Genomic DNA, 16441 nt, shown 5'->3' on the forward strand with positions numbered 1-16441 from the left:
CGGCAGCCTGGCTGACGTCGGCGTTTGACTAAGATACGGACGAGCCGGTTTTTTTCAAAGGGTGAGCCACACCGCTGGAACAGGCTCCCGCGCCCCCGCTGCACAGCGATTTCACAGGAATCGACGGAGATCGACGGAGATCAGGAGGCACCGATGGCGCGACAGGAGCGCGCGATCCGCACCCGGCGGACCATCCTTGAAGCGGCCGCGGCCGTCTTCGACGAACGCGGCTACACCTCGGCGACCATCGGGGAGATCCTGGACCGGGCGGGCGTCACCAAGGGCGCGCTGTACTTCCACTTCGGCTCCAAGGAGGAGCTGGCGGTGGGGGTGTTCGAGGAGCAGCTCGCGATCACGCTCCCGCCGCAGTCCAGCAAGCTCCAGGAACTCGTCGACTCCGGGCTGGTGCTGGCCCGTCGGCTGCGCTCCGAACCGCTGGTTCGTGCCAGTGTGGGGCTCGCCCTCGACCAGGGGGCCATGGACCTCGACCGTACGCCGGCCTTCCGCATGTGGTTCGACCAGAACGTGCAGCGGCTGGCCGAGGCGAAGGCGAAGGGCGAACTGCTGCCGCATGTCGACGTGGCGGAGTCGGCGGAGCTGCTCGTCGGCAGCTTCTCGGGGGTGCAGCTGCTGTCCCAGCTGCGCTGCCAGCGGCAGGATCTGGAGCGCCGGGTCGTCGTGATGTTCGAACACTTGCTGCCGAGCATCGCCGTCCCCGCGGTGCTGACCCGGCTCGACATCTCGGCGGAGCGGGCCGAGTGGGTGCTGGGGCGGGTGCAGGTGCAGGTTCAGGGACAGGTGCAGGTTCAGGGGCGGGCGCCGGAGGGAGCTGTGCGGGCACAGGTTCCTTCGGGGGCGTAGCCCCCTCACGCACGGGTTGTCCACAGCTGTGGAGTTGTCCACAGGGTCTGACGCGTTTCGGCCGCCGCCTGTACGGTCGGCACGAGTTGATGTTCGTGCGCGTGCGGGGGAGGCGGTCGCTGTGACCGGGGACGGTGCTGGGGCTGAGGGCAGGGCGGCGCATGGGGTGACCCATCGGCTGCCCCGGGTGCGCGGTTTCGCCGAGTGGCCCGTCGAGGGCTCGCCCAAGGACGAGGGCAAGGCCCTGCGCAAGCGGATCCCGCGCCGCGCGCACGCCACGCTCGACCTGGACGCCTCCCGGCCCGACGCGGTGAGCGCGGTCGAGGAGTCGAGCCGCGGCCGGCTGCCCGAGCTCACGCCGATCCGGGTCGGCCGCATGGCCGCCACCCCGTTCGCGTTCCTGCGCGGCGCCGCGGGCCTCATGGCCTACGACCTGGCGCGCACGCCCATGACCCGGATCCCGGCCCAGATCTGCGGCGACGCCCACGCGGCCAACTTCGGCCTGTACGGCGACGCGCGCGGCGGCCTGGTCATCGATCTGAACGACTTCGACGAGACGGTGCCCGGCCCCTGGGAGTGGGACGTGAAGCGTCTCGCGGCCTCTCTGGTGCTCGCGGGCCGGGAGGCCGGAGCGGACGAGGACAGGTGCCGCAAGGCGGCCTACGACGCGGTGGGCGCCTACCGCCGCACCATGCGGCTGCTGGCCAGGCTCCCGGTGCTGGACGCGTGGAACGCCATCGCGGACGAGGAGCTCGTCTCCCACACGGACGCCCATGACCTGCTCGGCACGCTGGAGCGGGTCTCCGAGAAGGCCCGCCACAACACCAGCGGCCGCTTCGCGGCCAGGTCGACTCAGGCAACGGAGGACGGCGGGCGCCGCTTCGTCGACGCCCCGCCGGTGCTGCGGCGCGTGCCGGACGCGGAGGCCGCGGCGGTGACGGTGTCCCTGGAGGAGTACGTCGGCACGCTGCCGGAGGACCGCCTGCCGCTCCTCGCCCGGCACGCGGTGCACGACGTGGCGTTCCGCGTCGTCGGCACCGGCAGTGTCGGCACCCGGTCCTACGTCGTGCTGCTCCTGGACCACCGGGGTGAGCCGCTGGTGCTCCAGGTGAAGGAGGCGAGGGCGTCGGCGCTGGTGCCGCATCTGGTGACGGCCGGTTTCGACGCGCCGGTGGTCGGCCACGAGGGCCGGCGGGTCGTGCTGGGGCAGAAGCGGATGCAGGTCGTGAGCGACATTCTGCTGGGCTGGACGACGGTCGACGGGCACCCCTTCCAGGTCCGCCAGTTCCGCAACCGCAAGGGCAGCGTCGATCCGGCCGCCCTGGCCGCCGACCAGATAGACGACTACGGCCGGATGACCGGCGCCCTCCTGGCCCGCGCCCACGCCCACAGCGCCGACCCCCGTCTCATCGCCGGGTACTGCGGCAAGAGCGAGGAGCTGGACGAGGCGATGGCCGCGTTCGCCGTCGCCTACGCGGACCGTACGGAGGCGGACCATGCGGACCTGGTGGCGGGCGTGCGGGCGGGGAAGGTCGCCGCGGAGATGGGGGTCTGACACCTGAGCCCCCCGGGCGTGTGGCTGTCCGGAGCGCGGGAGTGGTCGGGGCGTGGCCTACGCTGGTCGGGTGACGACCCCGGAAGCTGAGCAGGGTGGTGGCGGCGCCGGTGAGGAACGGGTGACGCCGGAAGGCGACGCGGCGCGTGCCGAGGGCGGCGAGGATCGCCCCGAGGGCGGCGCGGCGCAAACCGAAGGCGGCGCGGCGCAAACCGAAGGCGACGCGGCGCGGCCCGAGGCGCGGCTCGAGCGGGCCGTGCGGGCCGCCGAGCAGGCGCTGATCGAGTACGAGATCGCGGTGGAGACCTTCCGCGTCGAGGTCGAGAACTTCTCCCGGCTGCACGAACAGAAGCTCGGTCCGCTGTACGCCCGGCTGGAAGAGCTGGACGCCCGGGTCCTCGAGGCCAGGGCGGCCCGCAGCGGCGACCCGGAGGACCGGCGCCGGGCGGAGGAGGCCAGGGCCCGGCTCGCGCCGATCCCCGGTGTCGAGGAGCTGCTGAACGGCTGGATGGACGACAGCGGCCTGTTCCCGGAGGCCGTGGCGATGCTCACGGACCAGGCGGTCCGGCCGCCGCAGCGGGTCCGCCCCAGTGAGGAGGCCCGCAAGCTCTACCGCGAGCTGGCCCGCAAGGCCCACCCGGACCTGGCGCAGGAGGAGAAGGAACGCCGGCGGCGCGAGGAGTTCATCACCCGGGTGAACGCCGCCTACGCCCGGGGCGACGAGGCGGAGCTGCGCGAACTCGCCGAGGAGTGGGCCAAGGGGCCCGAGCTGAAGCGGGGCCCGAGCCGCGCCGAGGAGCTCTACGCCCGCCTCGAATGGCTCGCCCAGCGCAAGGAGCTGCTCGCCCTGCTCGCCAAGGAGCTGGAGGAGAGCGCCATAGGCCACATGCTCCAGCTGGCCCCGGACGACCCGGACGGCCTCCTGGACGAGATCGGGCAGCAGCTGCTCACCCAGGTCACCGAGCGGGAGCGGGAGCTGGCCGCGCTGCTCGCGGAGGGCTGAGCCGCGTCCCGGCCGGGACGCGGGCCGGTTCGGGTAGCGTCGGACGCATGAGTTTCGGAGCTGGTGTGCCCACGGTCGAGGTCGCGGACCTCAAGGACGGCGACTTCCTGCTGGACGTCCGGGAGGACGACGAGTGGAAGGCCGGTCACGCCGAAGGGGCGCTGCACATCCCCATCGGCGATTTCGTCGCCCGGTACGGCGAGCTGACCGAGGCCGCCCCGCAGGACGGCCGGGTCCATGTGATCTGCCGCTCCGGCGGGCGCTCCGCCCAGGTCACGATGTACCTGGTCCAGCAGGGCATCGACGCCGTGAACGTCGACGGCGGCATGCAGGTGTGGGAGGCGGCGGGCCGTCCCGTCGTGACGGACGACGGGCAGCCCGGGTTCGTCCTGTAGCGCCTTGCAGAGCTGTGCGGCGCCCGCTCGCCGGTGGGTTCAGGCCAACGGGTGGGCCGCCAGCAGGTCGCCCAGGGCCTCCTCGTGCGCCGCCGCCGGGCCGAGCGACAGCTCCAGGTGCTTGGCCCAGGCGTGGTACCGGTGCAGGGGGTAGTCGACGTCGGCGCCGAACCCGCCGTGCAGATGCTGTGCGGTCTGCGCGACCCGGCGGACGCCTTCCGCCGCCCAGATCTTGGCGACGGCGATGTCACCGGCGGCGGGCAGCGCGCCCGGCGCTCCCGAGGCGATCCGCCACGCGGCCTGCCACAGTGTGGCCTCCATCGCGCGCAGGTCGATGTAGCGGTCGGCGGCCTGCACGGCGACGGCCTGGAAGGTCGCGATCGGGAAGCCGAACTGCTCCCGCTCGCTCGTGTACTCCGCGGTCATCCGCAGCACGCGCTCCCCGAGCCCGAGCGCCAGCGCACACGTCCCGGTGGCCAGCAGGTCCCGCAGCCACTCCCACGCCCCGTCGGCGTCGATCACGTCCCGGGCGGCCAGCCGCGCCGACTCCAGCCGCAGCTCGCCGAGCCGCTCACCGCTCGTGGAGAACTGCTCGGCCAGGACAACCCCCTCGTGCCCCCGCGGAACCAGGGCCAGCACGGTCCGGCCGGCCCCGTGCGCGCGGGGACGACCGTGACGTCCGCGTCGTACGCCCACGGCACCGCCGTCTGCACTCCGTCCAGCACCCAGGCCTCGCCGTCCTGCCGTGCGGTCACGGCGAGCTCGGCCGGGTCGTGGCCGGTGCGGCCGTGCGCGGCGACGGTCAGCACGAGCTCGCCCCGGCCCGCCCGGGCAAGCAGGGCGGACTTCGCCTCCTCGCCGCCGTAGGCCTGGACCGTGGCGGCTGCCGCGCCGCTCTCCAGCAGCGGAACCCGGGCCAGCACCCGCGCCGATTCCCGCAGCACCAGGCACAACGCGATCGCGTCCAGGCCGGCCCCGCCGTACCGGGCGTCCAGCAGCAGGCTCAGCAGGTCGGCGTCGGCGAGCCTGGCCCACAGGGCGCGGTCGCAGGTGTCGGCGACGGCGCCCGGGGTGAGGGCCGGGCTGGGCACGGCGTCCGGCGCGGCCCCGGCGAACACGCCCTTCGCCGTCTCGGCCGCCGCCTGCTGCTCCTCGGTGAAGGTGAAGTCCACGCTGCCTGTCCTTCCGCCGGTCCCGTTGAGCTGACGTGAGCTGACGCGGCGCAAGATAGAACACGTTCCAGAAGAAGGGAATGGGTGTGCGACGGGCGCCGTAGGGTGTCACTCCTGCGGGCGACCTGCCCGGCCGCCCTGTGGATAACCTGCGGGGGACCCCTGTGGACCAGGGGGATCGCCGCTCCCCGGCCGGGGCGAGCGCCGTACGGTCGGCTTCAGGTCAACTTCCGGTCGGCTTCGGGTCCGCTTCGGGGCGGCTTCCGCGGTGTGGTGACGGCCACGGCCGGAACCGGCGGAAGGGGCTGTGCCCGGGTGGGCGGCCTGAGTACCGTGCCCGTGCCGACGTCGCGCAGCGGTGCGCGGGCGGTACGACGCCCCCGCGGCCGGCCGGGCGGACGGAACGACGGACCGGGATCGTGGAACGGGGCTCAATGGACGCGTACGACGGAGGCTCGAACGCCCGGCACGGGCCGGCCGAGCCGGGTGTGCAGGCCGAGTCGGGCGGGCCTGCCGAGCCGGTCCCGCCCGCCGAACCACGCGCCGGCATAGCCGCGCTCTCCCTCCGTTACCAGATCGGTGTCGCGCTGGCGCTCGCGGTCGTCGCGGTCGGGGTGTGTGCGCACCTCGGGATGATGTTCCTGCACGTCGCGCCGCCGAACACCGTCACCAGGGAGCACGGCAAGGCCGTGGACGACTGGATCTATCCGGAGTTCGAGCAGAACTGGAAGCTCTTCGCGCCGAACCCGCTCCAGCAGAACATCTCCGTCGAGGCCCGTGCCGAGGTCCGGGACGAGGAAGGCGCGATGCTGACCACCGGCTGGTACGACCTGTCCGCCGAGGACGGCCGGGCCATCGACGGCAACCTGCTGCCCAGCCACACCCAGCAGAACGAGCTGCGCCGCGCCTGGGACTTCTTCCTCGCGACGCACGACAGCGAGAACCGCCCGGTGGGCCTGCGCGGCTCGCTCTCCGAGTCGTATCTGCGCCGGATCGTGGTGCTGCGCCTCGACCGCGACGACGCCCTGCGGGCCACCACCGGGGGTGGCGGTGCCATCGAGCGCGTCCAGGTCCGCTCCCGCACCAGCAACGTGCCCGCGCCTCGGTGGAGCCGGGAGAAGGTCTCCACGACGCCGGCCTACCGCGAGCTGCCGTGGTGGCCGGTGCCGGAGGACGAGGCCGGGGGTGGCGTGCGGTGAACCGCTTCTCCCTGGCCGTCTCGCGCGGTATCGCCCGGGTCACCGAGGCCGCCCTCGGCCCGTACCAGACCGCCGTGATCCGCATCGGCTTCAGTGCGACCTGGCTGCTCTTCCTGCTGCGCGAGTTCCCCCACCGCCACGAGCTCTACGGCCCCGACGGGCCCTGGAGCTGGGATCTCGCCGAGCAGCTGATCCGGACCAACAAGGCCTTCACCACGCTCATGTGGTCGGACGGCGGGCTCTGGTTCGAGACCGTCTACCTGCTCGCGATCCTCGCCAGTGCCCTGCTGATGCTGGGCTGGCGCACCCGCACCATGTCGGTGCTGTTCATGCTCGGCGTGCTGTCGCTCCAGAACCGCAGCGTCTTCATGGGCGACGGCGGCGACAACGTGCTGCACCTGATGTCGATCTACCTGGTGTTCACGCGCTGCGCCCAGGTGTGGTCGCTGGACGCCCGGCGGGCCGCGCGCGCCCGGGCGGCACGCGCGCGGGGCGAGCGGGTCACGGACCGGACCGGCCCGGCCCTGTGGGGTGTGCTCGGCCTCGTACTGGTCGCGGTGACCCTGGCCGGCCGCATGGAGGGCGACTGGTTCATACCGGCGCTGCTGTGGACCGTGTGGGCGGCGCAGGCCCTGTGGTGGCTGACGGGGCGCCGCGAGCAGCCCGGTGAACCGCGGATCATGCTCGACGTCGTCGCCCACATCGTGCACAACGGCGCCCTGCTCGTGATCATGGCCGAGGCATGCCTGATCTACGCGACGGCCGGCTGGTACAAGGTCCAGGGCTCCCGCTGGCAGGACGGCACCGCCGTCTACTACCCGCTCCACCTGGAGTACTTCTCGCCCTGGCCCGGACTCGCCGACCTGCTGTCCGCCAGCGGCACGATGGTGATGCTCGTGACCTACGGGACGGTCCTCGTGCAGGTCGCCTTCCCGTTCACGCTGTTCAACCGGCGGGTGAAGAACGTCCTGCTGGCCGTCATGATCACCGAGCACGCCGTGATCGCCGTCGTCCTCGGACTGCCGTTCTTCTCGCTGGCGATGATCGCGGCGGACGCGGTGTTCCTGCCGACGACCTTCCTGCGCCGTCTGGGCGGCCTGGCGGCACGCGCGCGTGACCGGCTGCTGCGGCGCGGCGGGCCCGCGCCGGCCTCCGAGCAGCACGCCCCCGAGCGCCCCGAGGCCACGCACGTAGGCTTCGGGACATGACCGACCCCGTCCCCGTCTGGCGCCGGCTCGCCGGCAGCGCCGTCCTGCTCGACGGCTTCCACGCCCTCAAGCACGCCGTACGGTTCGGCGCCGAGGTGCCGGTCGCGGTCACCGCCGACCGGGCGGCCACGCTCGCCCTCGCCGACGAGCTGGCCCCGGACGTGCGGGACGCGCTGGCCGGGCTGCTGACGGAGGTGCCGCACGAGACGTACGCGTCGTTCGTCCCGCGCCCGCACCCCACAGCCGTGGCGGCCCTGGCCGTACGGCCCTCCCGCGCGTCCAACCTGGAGAAGCTGGCGCACACGCCCCGCACGGCCCCCGTGGTGGTCCTCGACCACCCGCGCAACCTGGGCAACGCGGGGGCGGTGATCCGCCTGGCCGCCGGCTTCGGGGCGACTGGCGTGGTGACGACGGGGACGGTCGACCCCTGGCACCCCACGGTCGTCCGCGGTGGCGCCGGACTGCACTTCGCGACGGCGGTGGAGCGGCTGGAGGTGTCCGACCTGCCGTCCGGCCCGCTGTTCGCGCTGGACCCGGAGGGCGACGACATCCGGGGCATCAAGCTCCCGGACGACGCCGTCCTCGCCTTCGGCTCCGAACGCACCGGCCTGTCGCCGGACCTCCGCGCGCGTGCGGACCACTTGCTGTCCCTGCCGATGCGCCCCCAGGTCAGCAGCTACAACCTGGCGACGAGCGTGGCGATGACTCTGTACCACTGGAGCCGCGGTACGGCCTAGGCCTCCCGGCGCACCTCGACCACCCTGAACCGGTTGGCGACGAACGCCCCGTCACACAGCGCCGCACTCGCCGCCGGATTACCGCCCGACCCGTGGAAGTCGGAGAACGCGGCCGTCTGGTTCACGTACACCCCACCCGTGAGATTCAGCGACAACTGGGCCGCCTCCTCAAGGCACACCTCCCGCACGGCCTGCCCGACCTCCGGGTCGGTCGTGTACGCCCCGACGGTCATCGCGCCCTTCTCACGGATGGTCCGCCGCAACAACTGAGCCGCGTCCGCCGCCGAGTCGACCGCCACGGCGAAGGACACCGGCCCGAAGCACTCGCTCATGTACGCGGCCTCCGCGTCCGGCTTGGCCCCGTCCAGCTTCACGATCACCGGCGTACGGACGACCGCACCCGGGAAGTCCGGGTTGGTGATCTCCCGGGAGGCCAGGGCGACTTCGCCCAGCCCCGCCGCGGCCTCCAGCCGGGCCTTCACGTCCGGGTTGACGATCGCACCCAGGAGCGCGTTCGCCCGGGCGTCGTCGCCCAGCAGCCCGTCGACCGCCTTGGCGAGGTCGGCGACCACCTCGTCGTACGACTTGGGGCCCTGGTCCGTGGAGATGCCCTCGCGCGGGACCAGCAGGTTCTGCGGGGTCGTGCACATCTGGCCGCTGTACAGGGACAGCGAGAACGCCAGGTTGGAGAGCATGCCCTTGTAGTCGGACGTGGAGTGGACGACGACCGTGTTGACGCCGGCCTTCTCCGTGTAGACCTGCGCCTGGCGGGCGTTGGCCTCCAGCCAGTCGCCGAACTCGGTCGAGCCCGTGTAGTCGATGATCCGGATCTCGGGACGCAGCGCGAGAGTCTTGGCGATGCCCTCGCCGGGGCGCTCCGCGGCCAGCGCGATCAGGTTCGGGTCGAAGCCGGTCTCGGCGAGCACCTCGCGTGCGACCTGCACCGTGAGCGCGAGCGGCAGCACCGCGCGCGGGTGGGGCTTGACCAGGACCGCGTTGCCGGTGGCGAGGGAGGCGAACAGGCCGGGGTAGCCGTTCCACGTCGGGAAGGTGTTGCAGCCGATCACCAGGCCGATGCCGCGCGGGACCGGCGTGAACTGCTTGGTCATGGCCAGCGGGTCGCGCTTGCCCTGCGGCTTGGTCCATTCCGCCGTGTCGGGCGTGCGCACCTGCTCCACGTACGCGTACGCCACCGCCTCCAGGCCGCGGTCCTGCGCGTGCGGCCCGCCTGCCTGGAACGCCATCATGAACGCCTGCCCGGAGGTGTGCATGACCGCGTGCGCGAACTCGTGCGTCCGGTCGTTGATCCGCTTGAGGATCTCCAGGCAGACCACCGCGCGCTGCTCCGCGCCCGCGTCCCGCCAGGCCCGCTGCCCGGCCTTCATGGCGGGCAGCAGCACATCGAGGTCCGCGTGCGGGTACGTCACGCCCAGGTCGATGCCGTACGGGGACGTCTCACCGCCCACCCAGTCGTCCGTGCCCGGCTGGCCGAGGTCGAGGCGGGTGCCGAGCAGGGCGTCGAAGGCGGCCTTGCCCGCGGCCGCGTCCAGGCTGCCGTTCTCCCCGTAGGCCTTGGGGTGCTCGGGGTGCGGGGACCAGTACGCGCGCGTGCGGATCGCTTCCAGCGCCTGGTCGAGGGTGGACCGGTGCCGGGCGATCAGCTCGTGCGCCGAGAGTGCGGCGGTCATGGGTGACCAACTCCTCGTCTCAAGAACTCTTCGTCGAGTTCATGACCTGGGCGGAAACCTGGGCAGGAACACTCGGACAGAGCTAGAGTAACCGAACGATCGGTCGGTTCAAGGGGGTCCGCCGCATCTGTGGAAAACCCCGTGCGGGAGGATCGCGCACATGACAGCACTCGACCTCAGCAGCCCTGTGGCCGTCGTCGGCACCGGCACGATGGGCCAGGGAATCGCCCAGGTCGCGCTGGTCGCGGGCCATCCCGTGCGGCTGTACGACGCCCTCCCCGGGCGGGCGCGGGAGGCCGCCGACGCGATCGGGGCCCGACTGGACCGGCTCGTCGAGAAGGACCGGCTCACCGGCGCCGACCGGGACGCCGCCCGCGCCCGGCTGCTGCCCGCCGAGAACCTCTCCGAGCTGGCGGACTGCGCCCTGGTCGTGGAGGCGGTCCTGGAGCGGCTGGACGTCAAACAGGACCTGTTCCGCGAGCTGGAGGGCATCGTCGACGACGACTGCCTGCTCGCCACCAACACCTCGTCCTTGTCCGTCACCGCCGTCGGCGGCGCCCTGCGCGTCCCCGGCCGCTTCGTCGGCCTGCACTTCTTCAACCCCGCGCCGCTGCTGCCGCTGGTCGAGGTCGTCTCCGGGTTCGCCACGGACGTCACGTACGCCACGCGCGCGTACGAGACCGCCCGCGCCTGGGGCAAGACGCCGGTCGCCTGCGCGGACACTCCGGGCTTCATCGTCAACCGCATCGCCCGGCCCTTCTACGCCGAGGCCTTCGCGGTCTACGAGGCGCAGGGCGCCGACCCGGCCACCATCGACGCCGTGCTGCGCGAGTCGGGCGGCTTCAGGATGGGTGCGTTCGAGCTGACCGACCTGATCGGCCAGGACGTCAACGAGTCCGTCACGCGGTCGGTCTGGCGGTCCTTCTTCCAGGACGTGCGCTTCACGCCGTCCCTCGCCCAGCGGCGCCTGGTCGAGTCCGGCCGGCTGGGCCGCAAGACCGGCCACGGCTGGTACGACCACCGGGACGGCGCCGAGCGCCCCGACCCGGACACCGCAGAGCAGCGGCAGCCGCCCGCTTACGTCGTCGCCGAGGGCGACCTGGGCCCCGCCGGTGACCTGCTCGCGCTGATCCGGGAGGCCGGCATCCCGGTCCGCGACGAGGACGAGGACAACGGCACCCGCCTGGTGCTGCCGGGCGGCGGCCAGCTCGTCCTCGCCGACGGGCAGACCTCCGTGGAGTTCCGGGACGTCGTCTACTTCGACCTCGCCCTGGACTACCGCAAGGCGACCCGGATCGCCCTGTCCGCCTCCCAGGACACCTCCCCGCGGACCCTCGCCGAGGCCACCGGCCTGTTCCAGGCGCTCGGCAAGAAGGTGAGCGTCATCGGCGACGTCCCCGGCATGATCGTCGCCCGGACGGTCGCGCGGATCATCGACCTGGCGCACGACGCCGTCGCCAAGGGCGTGGCCACCGAGGAGGACATCGACACCGCGATGCGCCTCGGCGTCAACTACCCCCTGGGCCCCTTCGAGTGGAGCCGCCGGCTGGGCCGCTCCTGGGCCTACGCGCTCCTGGACGACCTCCACCTGCGCGACCCCTCGGGGCGTTACGCGCCGTCCCTCGCGCTGTACCGCCACGCCCACGCCTCCGACAAGCGGGAGGGCACAGCCTCATGACCACCGCCAAACGCGACACCTACACGCCGGACACCCTGCTGTCCGTCGCCGTCCGGGTGTTCAACGAGCGCGGCTACGACGGCACCTCCATGGAGCACCTCTCCAAGGCGGCCGGCATCTCCAAGTCGTCGATCTACCACCACGTCACCGGCAAGGAGGAGCTGCTGCGCCGGGCCGTGAGCCGGGCCCTGGACGGCCTGTTCGGGATCCTCGACGAGGAGCACGCGCGCGTGGGGCGCGCCGCCGAGCGTCTGGAGTACGTCGTCCGGCGCATGGTGGAGGTGCTCATAGCCGAGCTGCCCTATGTGACCCTCCTGCTGCGCGTGCGCGGCAACACGGACACCGAGCGCTGGGCCCTGGAGCGCCGCCGCGAGTTCGACCACCGGGTCGCCGACCTGCTCAAGGCCGCCGCGGCGGACGGGGACGTGCGCGGCGACATAGAGGTCCGGCTGGTGACCCGGCTGGTCTTCGGCATGATCAACTCGATCGTCGAGTGGTACCGGCCGGACGTGCGGGGCATGAGCGAGCGCGAGGTGGCCGACGCGGTGGTGCAGCTGGCGTTCGGGGGCCTGCGCAAAGCCGGATGACTCACCCCTGCGGCTCCAGGTCCTCCTCCTCGAACACCAGCAGCGTGCGCGTGCTGAGCACCTGCTCGATCGCCTGGAGCCGGGTCAGCACCAGCTCGCGCAGCGCCCGGTTGTCGGACACGTGCACCAGCAGCAGCACGTCGAAATCCCCTCCCACCAGGGCGATGTGGGAGGCGCCGGGCAGCTGTCTGAGTTCCTCGCGCACCGTGCGCCAGGAGTTCTGCACGATCTTCAGGGTGATATAGGCGGACGTCCCCTGACCTGCCCGTTCGTGGTTGACGCGGGCGCCGAAGCCGCGGATGACACCGTCCTCGACGAGCCGGTTGATACGGGCGTAGGCGTTGGCGCGCGAGACGTGGACGCGCTCGGCGACCGACCGTATCGAGGCGCGGCCGTCCGCCTGGAGCATGCGCAGGATGTCCTGGTCGATGGCGTCCAGCGGACGCGGCGGCGGCGGGCCGCTGTCGTCCTGGCTTTCGGCCATTTGTTCAGATGCCACCTGCGCCCGCCTCCCTACCATGGACGTACTGCGTCCATCTCAGGCTGTGGAGAACCGTTTGTCCACAGCCTGAGGCCACCCGTAGCCAAAATGTGCCGACGACCGAACAATCGGTAGGTGAGGCGCATCACAGCCGACGCGCCTGCACGAAGCCGCTCCCACGAGGAGGTGCCGTCATGACGGTCATGGAGCAGCGGGACGCGTACCGGCCGACCCCGCCGCCCGCCTGGCAGCCCCGCACGGACCCCGCGCCGCTGCTGCCCGACGCCGATCCGTACCGCGTCCTCGGCACCGAGGCGGCCGCGAAGGCCGACCCGGAGCTGCTGCGGACGCTGTACGCCCAGCTGGTCCGCGGTCGCCGCTACAACGCGCAGGCCACCGCGCTCACCAAGCAGGGCCGCCTCGCCGTCTACCCCTCCTCCACCGGCCAGGAGGCCTGCCAGATCGCCGCCGCGCTCGTGCTGGAGGAGCGGGACTGGCTCTTCCCCAGCTACCGAGACACGCTCGCCGTCGTGGCCCGCGGCGTGGACCCCGTCGAGGCGCTCACGCTGCTGCGCGGCGACTGGCACACCGGCTACGACCCGTACGCACACCGGGTCGCCCCCCTGTGCACCCCGCTCGCCACCCAGCTGCCGCACGCCGTGGGCCTCGCGCACGCCGCCCGCCTCAAGGGCGACGACGTGGTCGTGCTCGCCATGGTCGGCGACGGCGGCACCAGCGAGGGCGACTTCCACGAGGCGCTGAACTTCGCCGCCGTCTGGCAGGCCCCCGTCGTCTTCCTGGTGCAGAACAACGGCTTCGCGATCTCCGTCCCGCTCGCCAAGCAGACCGCGGCCCCGTCGCTGGCCCACAAGGCCGTCGGCTACGGCATGCCCGGCCGCCTGGTCGACGGCAACGACGCCGCCGCCGTGCACGAGGTGCTGAGCGACGCCGTACGGCACGCGCGCGCGGGCGGCGGGCCCACCCTCGTCGAGGCGATCACCTACCGCGTCGACGCCCACACCAACGCCGACGACGCGACCCGCTACCGCGGCGACGCCGAGGTCGAGACCTGGCGCGAGCACGACCCGATCCGGCTTCTGGAGCGGCAGCTGACCGCGCGCGGCCTGCTCGACGAGGCCGGAAAGCAGGCTGCACGGGACGCCGCCGAGGCGATGGCCGCCGACCTGCGCGCGCACATGAACCAGGACCCGGTGCTCGACCCCATGGACCTGTTCGCCCACGTCTACGCGGAGCCCACCGCCCAACTGCGCGACCAGCGGGAGCAGTTGCGGGCCGAGCTGGAGGCCGCTGCCGAGGCCGCACCGGAAGGGGGGACGCACCGATGACCACCGTCGCCGTCAAGCCGGCCACCATGGCGCAGGCCCTCACGCGGGCGCTGCGCGACGCCATGGCCGCCGACCCCGCCGTGCACGTCATGGGCGAGGACGTCGGCACCCTCGGCGGCGTCTTCCGCGTCACCGACGGACTCGCCAAGGAGTTCGGCGAGGACCGCTGCACGGACACCCCGCTCGCGGAGGCGGGGATCCTGGGCACGGCGGTGGGCATGGCCATGTACGGCCTGCGCCCGGTCGTGGAGATGCAGTTCGACGCCTTCGCCTACCCGGCGTTCGAACAGCTCATCTCGCACGTGTCCCGCATGCGCAACCGCACCCGCGGCAAGATGCCCCTCCCGATCACCATCCGCGTCCCCTACGGCGGCGGCATCGGCGGCGTCGAGCACCACAGCGACTCCTCCGAGGCGTACTACATGGCGACTCCGGGGCTCCATGTCGTCACGCCGGCCACCGTCGCCGACGCCTACGGTCTGCTGCGCGCCGCGATCGCCTCCGACGACCCGGTCGTCTTCCTGGAGCCGAAGCGGCTGTACTGGTCGAAGGACTCCTGGAACCCGGACGACCCGCGGACCGTTGAACCGATCGGCCGCGCGGTGGTGCGGCGCTCGGGCCGGAGCGCCACGCTCATCACGTACGGGCCGTCCGTACCCGTCTGCATGGAGGCGGCCGAGGCGGCCCGGGCCGAGGGCTGGGACCTCGAAGTCGTCGACCTGCGCTCCCTGGTGCCGTTCGACGACGAGACGGTGTGCGCCTCGGTGCGGCGGACGGGACGCGCGGTCGTCGTCCACGAATCGGGCTCCTTCGGGGGCCCGGGCGGGGAGATCGCGGCCCGGGTCACGGAGCGCTGCTTCCACTATCTGGAGGCGCCGGTGCTGCGTGTGGCCGGGTTCGACGTCCCGTATCCGCCGCCGATGCTGGAGCGCCACCACCTGCCCGGTGTGGACCGGATCCTGGACGCCGTGGGGCGTCTTCAGTGGGAGGCCGAGAGCTGATGGCACAGGTGCTCGAGTTCAAGCTGCCCGACCTCGGTGAAGGGCTCACCGAGGCGGAGATCGTGCGCTGGCTGGTCGAGGTCGGCGACGTGGTCGCCGTCGACCAGCCGGTCGTCGAGGTCGAGACGGCCAAGGCGATGGTCGAGGTGCCCTGCCCCTACGGCGGTGTGGTCACGGCCCGCTTCGGCGAGGAGGGCACGGAACTGCCCGTCGGGGCGCCGCTGATCACGGTGGCGGTGGGGGAGCGGCCGGCGGCCTCAGGCGGTTCGGCGGCGTCCGGCGGTTCGGCGACCTCCGGCGGTTCGGGGGCACCCGGCGGCTCGGTGGAGTCCGCGAGCGAGAAGTCCGCCGGCTCCCGTGCCGAGGGCTCGGGCAACGTCCTGGTCGGATACGGCACGTCCGAGGCGCCCGGGCGGCGACGCAGGGTGCGGCCGGGGCGGCCGGTGTCCGGCGCGTCCGCGGCGGGCTCCCGGGAGGTGAACGGGCATGCCGGCGCCGAGGCGGAGGACGGCCCCGTCCCCGTGATCTCGCCCCTGGTCCGCCGGCTGGCCCGGCAGAACGGCCTCGACCTGCGGGAGCTGACCGGCTCCGGCCCCGACGGGCTGATCCTGCGGGCGGACGTGGAGTACGTGCTGCGTGCCGCTGCCCGATCGGGTACGACGGCGCCGACGGCGGAGCCGCACACCCCCGTGCCGCAGCCGACGAGCACGGCCCCCGCTGCGCAGCCCACCGCGACAGTGGCCTCCGGCGAGATCCGCACCCCGCTCAAGGGCATCCGGGGCGCCGTCGCCGACAAGCTGGAGCGCAGCCGCCGCGAGATCCCGGACGCGACCTGCTGGGTGGACGCCGACGCCACGGAGCTCATGCGGGCGCGCACGGCCATGAACGCGGCCGGCGGCCCGAAGATCGCCCTCCTGGCCCTGCTGGCCCGGATCTGCACCGCCGCCCTCGCCCGCTTCCCCGAGCTCAACTCCACCGTGGACGCCGAGGCCAGGGAGGTCGTCCGGTTCGACCACGTGCACCTGGGCTTCGCCGCGCAGACCGACCGGGGGCTCGTCGTCCCGGTCGTCCGGGACGCGCACGCGCGCGACGCCGAGTCGCTGACCGCGGAGTTCGCCCGGCTGACCGAGGCGGGCCGGACCGGGACGCTGACGCCCGCGGAACTCACCGGCGGGACCTTCACGTTGAACAACTACGGAGTTTTCGGAGTCGACGGCTCCACACCGATCATCAACCACCCCGAGGCGGCCATGCTCGGCGTCGGGCGCATCGTCCCCAAGCCCTGGGTGCACGAGGGCGAGCTGGCGGTGCGGCAGGTCGTCCAGCTCTCGCTCACCTTCGACCACCGGGTGTGCGACGGCGGTACGGCGGGCGGCTTCCTGCGCTACGTGGCGGACTGCGTGGAACAGCCGGCGGTGCTGCTGCGGACGCTGTGATTCCGGACGCCCGGCCCGTCGGTCCCGGAAGGACGGACGCTGTGATTCCTGTTCGGCCCGCGAGCCGGCGCCGTGATCGTGTCCGTTCCCCCGC

Annotated in this window: 14 protein-coding genes and 1 pseudogene; 12 read left to right on the top strand and 3 right to left on the bottom strand. The window is 72.9% G+C overall.

The window, feature by feature from the left end:
• Positions 1–153 precede the first annotated feature (153 nt).
• The 4 genes from V8690_RS21390 (at position 154) to V8690_RS21405 (ending at position 3814) form a co-directional block, all read left to right on the top strand.
• Positions 154–861 (top strand): ScbR family autoregulator-binding transcription factor, encoded by a 708-nt coding sequence (locus V8690_RS21390; RefSeq protein ID WP_338781163.1) that lies wholly within the window; start codon positions 154–156, stop codon positions 859–861.
• A 166-nt stretch (positions 862–1027) separates the two neighbouring features.
• On the top strand, positions 1028–2416 hold the full coding sequence (locus V8690_RS21395) for a DUF2252 domain-containing protein (RefSeq protein WP_338781165.1): 1389 nt from the start codon (positions 1028–1030) through the stop codon (positions 2414–2416).
• Between the two features lie 70 nt (positions 2417–2486).
• Positions 2487–3419, top strand: a complete 933-nt coding sequence (locus V8690_RS21400) for a hypothetical protein (protein ID WP_338781167.1) — start codon at positions 2487–2489, stop codon at positions 3417–3419.
• A 65-nt stretch (positions 3420–3484) separates the two neighbouring features.
• Positions 3485–3814: a rhodanese-like domain-containing protein gene (locus V8690_RS21405; protein ID WP_338785415.1), complete on the top strand. Its 330-nt coding sequence runs from the start codon at positions 3485–3487 to the stop codon at positions 3812–3814.
• Positions 3815–3853: 39 nt separating this feature from the next.
• On the opposite strand, the pseudogene V8690_RS21410 reads toward V8690_RS21405, so the two are convergent.
• Positions 3854–4986, bottom strand: a pseudogene (locus V8690_RS21410) (acyl-CoA dehydrogenase family protein).
• Between the two features lie 434 nt (positions 4987–5420).
• Here V8690_RS21410 and V8690_RS21415 point away from each other — a divergent pair.
• From V8690_RS21415 to V8690_RS21425, 3 genes are read left to right on the top strand one after another with little or no spacing between them, the layout of a single operon-like run.
• The gene (locus tag V8690_RS21415) at positions 5421–6185 is read left to right on the top strand and encodes a DUF5819 family protein (protein ID WP_338785416.1); all 765 of its coding nucleotides are present in this window, start codon (positions 5421–5423) and stop codon (positions 6183–6185) included.
• Positions 6182–7393: an HTTM domain-containing protein gene (locus tag V8690_RS21420; RefSeq protein ID WP_338781169.1), complete on the top strand. Its 1212-nt coding sequence runs from the start codon at positions 6182–6184 to the stop codon at positions 7391–7393. The genes V8690_RS21415 and V8690_RS21420 overlap by 4 nt, the downstream gene beginning before the upstream one ends.
• Positions 7390–8130, top strand: a complete 741-nt coding sequence (locus V8690_RS21425; RefSeq protein WP_338781171.1) for a TrmH family RNA methyltransferase — start codon at positions 7390–7392, stop codon at positions 8128–8130. Before V8690_RS21420 ends, V8690_RS21425 begins: the two co-directional genes overlap by 4 nt.
• Here the strand turns inward: V8690_RS21425 and paaN are convergent.
• Entirely contained in the window at positions 8127–9818 is a 1692-nt protein-coding gene (gene paaN / locus V8690_RS21430) for a phenylacetic acid degradation protein PaaN (RefSeq protein WP_338781173.1), read from the bottom strand. The genes V8690_RS21425 and paaN overlap by 4 nt on opposite strands.
• Before the next feature lie 160 nt (positions 9819–9978).
• Between paaN and V8690_RS21435 the strand changes: the two genes are divergently transcribed.
• Together V8690_RS21435 and V8690_RS21440 are read left to right on the top strand one after the other, a co-directional pair.
• On the top strand, positions 9979–11496 hold the full coding sequence (locus V8690_RS21435) for a 3-hydroxyacyl-CoA dehydrogenase (protein ID WP_338781174.1): 1518 nt from the start codon (positions 9979–9981) through the stop codon (positions 11494–11496).
• On the top strand, positions 11493–12083 hold the full coding sequence (locus V8690_RS21440) for a TetR/AcrR family transcriptional regulator (protein WP_338781175.1): 591 nt from the start codon (positions 11493–11495) through the stop codon (positions 12081–12083). Before V8690_RS21435 ends, V8690_RS21440 begins: the two co-directional genes overlap by 4 nt.
• Position 12084: 1 nt before the next feature.
• Here the strand turns inward: V8690_RS21440 and V8690_RS21445 are convergent, their stop codons facing one another.
• Positions 12085–12567, bottom strand: a complete 483-nt coding sequence (locus V8690_RS21445; RefSeq protein ID WP_338781177.1) for an Lrp/AsnC family transcriptional regulator — start codon at positions 12565–12567, stop codon at positions 12085–12087.
• A 191-nt stretch (positions 12568–12758) separates the two neighbouring features.
• Between V8690_RS21445 and pdhA the strand changes: the two genes are divergently transcribed.
• From pdhA to V8690_RS21460, 3 genes are read left to right on the top strand one after another with little or no spacing between them, the layout of a single operon-like run.
• The gene (gene pdhA, locus V8690_RS21450) at positions 12759–13910 is read left to right on the top strand and encodes a pyruvate dehydrogenase (acetyl-transferring) E1 component subunit alpha (protein WP_338781179.1); all 1152 of its coding nucleotides are present in this window, start codon (positions 12759–12761) and stop codon (positions 13908–13910) included.
• Positions 13907–14911, top strand: coding sequence for an alpha-ketoacid dehydrogenase subunit beta (locus V8690_RS21455; protein WP_338781181.1), 1005 nt, complete (start codon positions 13907–13909; stop codon positions 14909–14911). Before pdhA ends, V8690_RS21455 begins: the two co-directional genes overlap by 4 nt.
• Positions 14911–16347 carry a dihydrolipoamide acetyltransferase family protein gene (locus V8690_RS21460; protein WP_338781182.1) on the top strand — a complete coding sequence of 479 codons (1437 nt, stop codon included), beginning with the start codon at positions 14911–14913 and terminating at the stop codon, positions 16345–16347. Before V8690_RS21455 ends, V8690_RS21460 begins: the two co-directional genes overlap by 1 nt.
• Positions 16348–16441: the final 94 nt, after the last annotated feature.

Source organism: Streptomyces sp. DG1A-41, assembly GCF_037055355.1.
GTDB lineage: Bacteria > Actinomycetota > Actinomycetes > Streptomycetales > Streptomycetaceae > Streptomyces.

Bases quoted from the DNA above. Each gene is read 5' to 3' on its own strand.
- paaN (WP_338781173.1), bottom strand. From the start codon at position 9,818: ATGACCGCCGCACTCTCGGCGCACGAGCTGATCGCCCGGCACCGGTCC.
- V8690_RS21440 (WP_338781175.1), top strand. From the start codon at position 11,493: ATGACCACCGCCAAACGCGACACCTACACGCCGGACACCCTGCTGTCC.
- V8690_RS21415 (WP_338785416.1), top strand. From the start codon at position 5,421: ATGGACGCGTACGACGGAGGCTCGAACGCCCGGCACGGGCCGGCCGAG.
- V8690_RS21425 (WP_338781171.1), top strand. From the start codon at position 7,390: ATGACCGACCCCGTCCCCGTCTGGCGCCGGCTCGCCGGCAGCGCCGTC.
- V8690_RS21455 (WP_338781181.1), top strand. From the start codon at position 13,907: ATGACCACCGTCGCCGTCAAGCCGGCCACCATGGCGCAGGCCCTCACG.
- V8690_RS21435 (WP_338781174.1), top strand. From the start codon at position 9,979: ATGACAGCACTCGACCTCAGCAGCCCTGTGGCCGTCGTCGGCACCGGC.
- V8690_RS21390 (WP_338781163.1), top strand. From the start codon at position 154: ATGGCGCGACAGGAGCGCGCGATCCGCACCCGGCGGACCATCCTTGAA.
- pdhA (WP_338781179.1), top strand. From the start codon at position 12,759: ATGACGGTCATGGAGCAGCGGGACGCGTACCGGCCGACCCCGCCGCCC.
- V8690_RS21460 (WP_338781182.1), top strand. From the start codon at position 14,911: ATGGCACAGGTGCTCGAGTTCAAGCTGCCCGACCTCGGTGAAGGGCTC.
- V8690_RS21445 (WP_338781177.1), bottom strand. From the start codon at position 12,567: ATGGCCGAAAGCCAGGACGACAGCGGCCCGCCGCCGCCGCGTCCGCTG.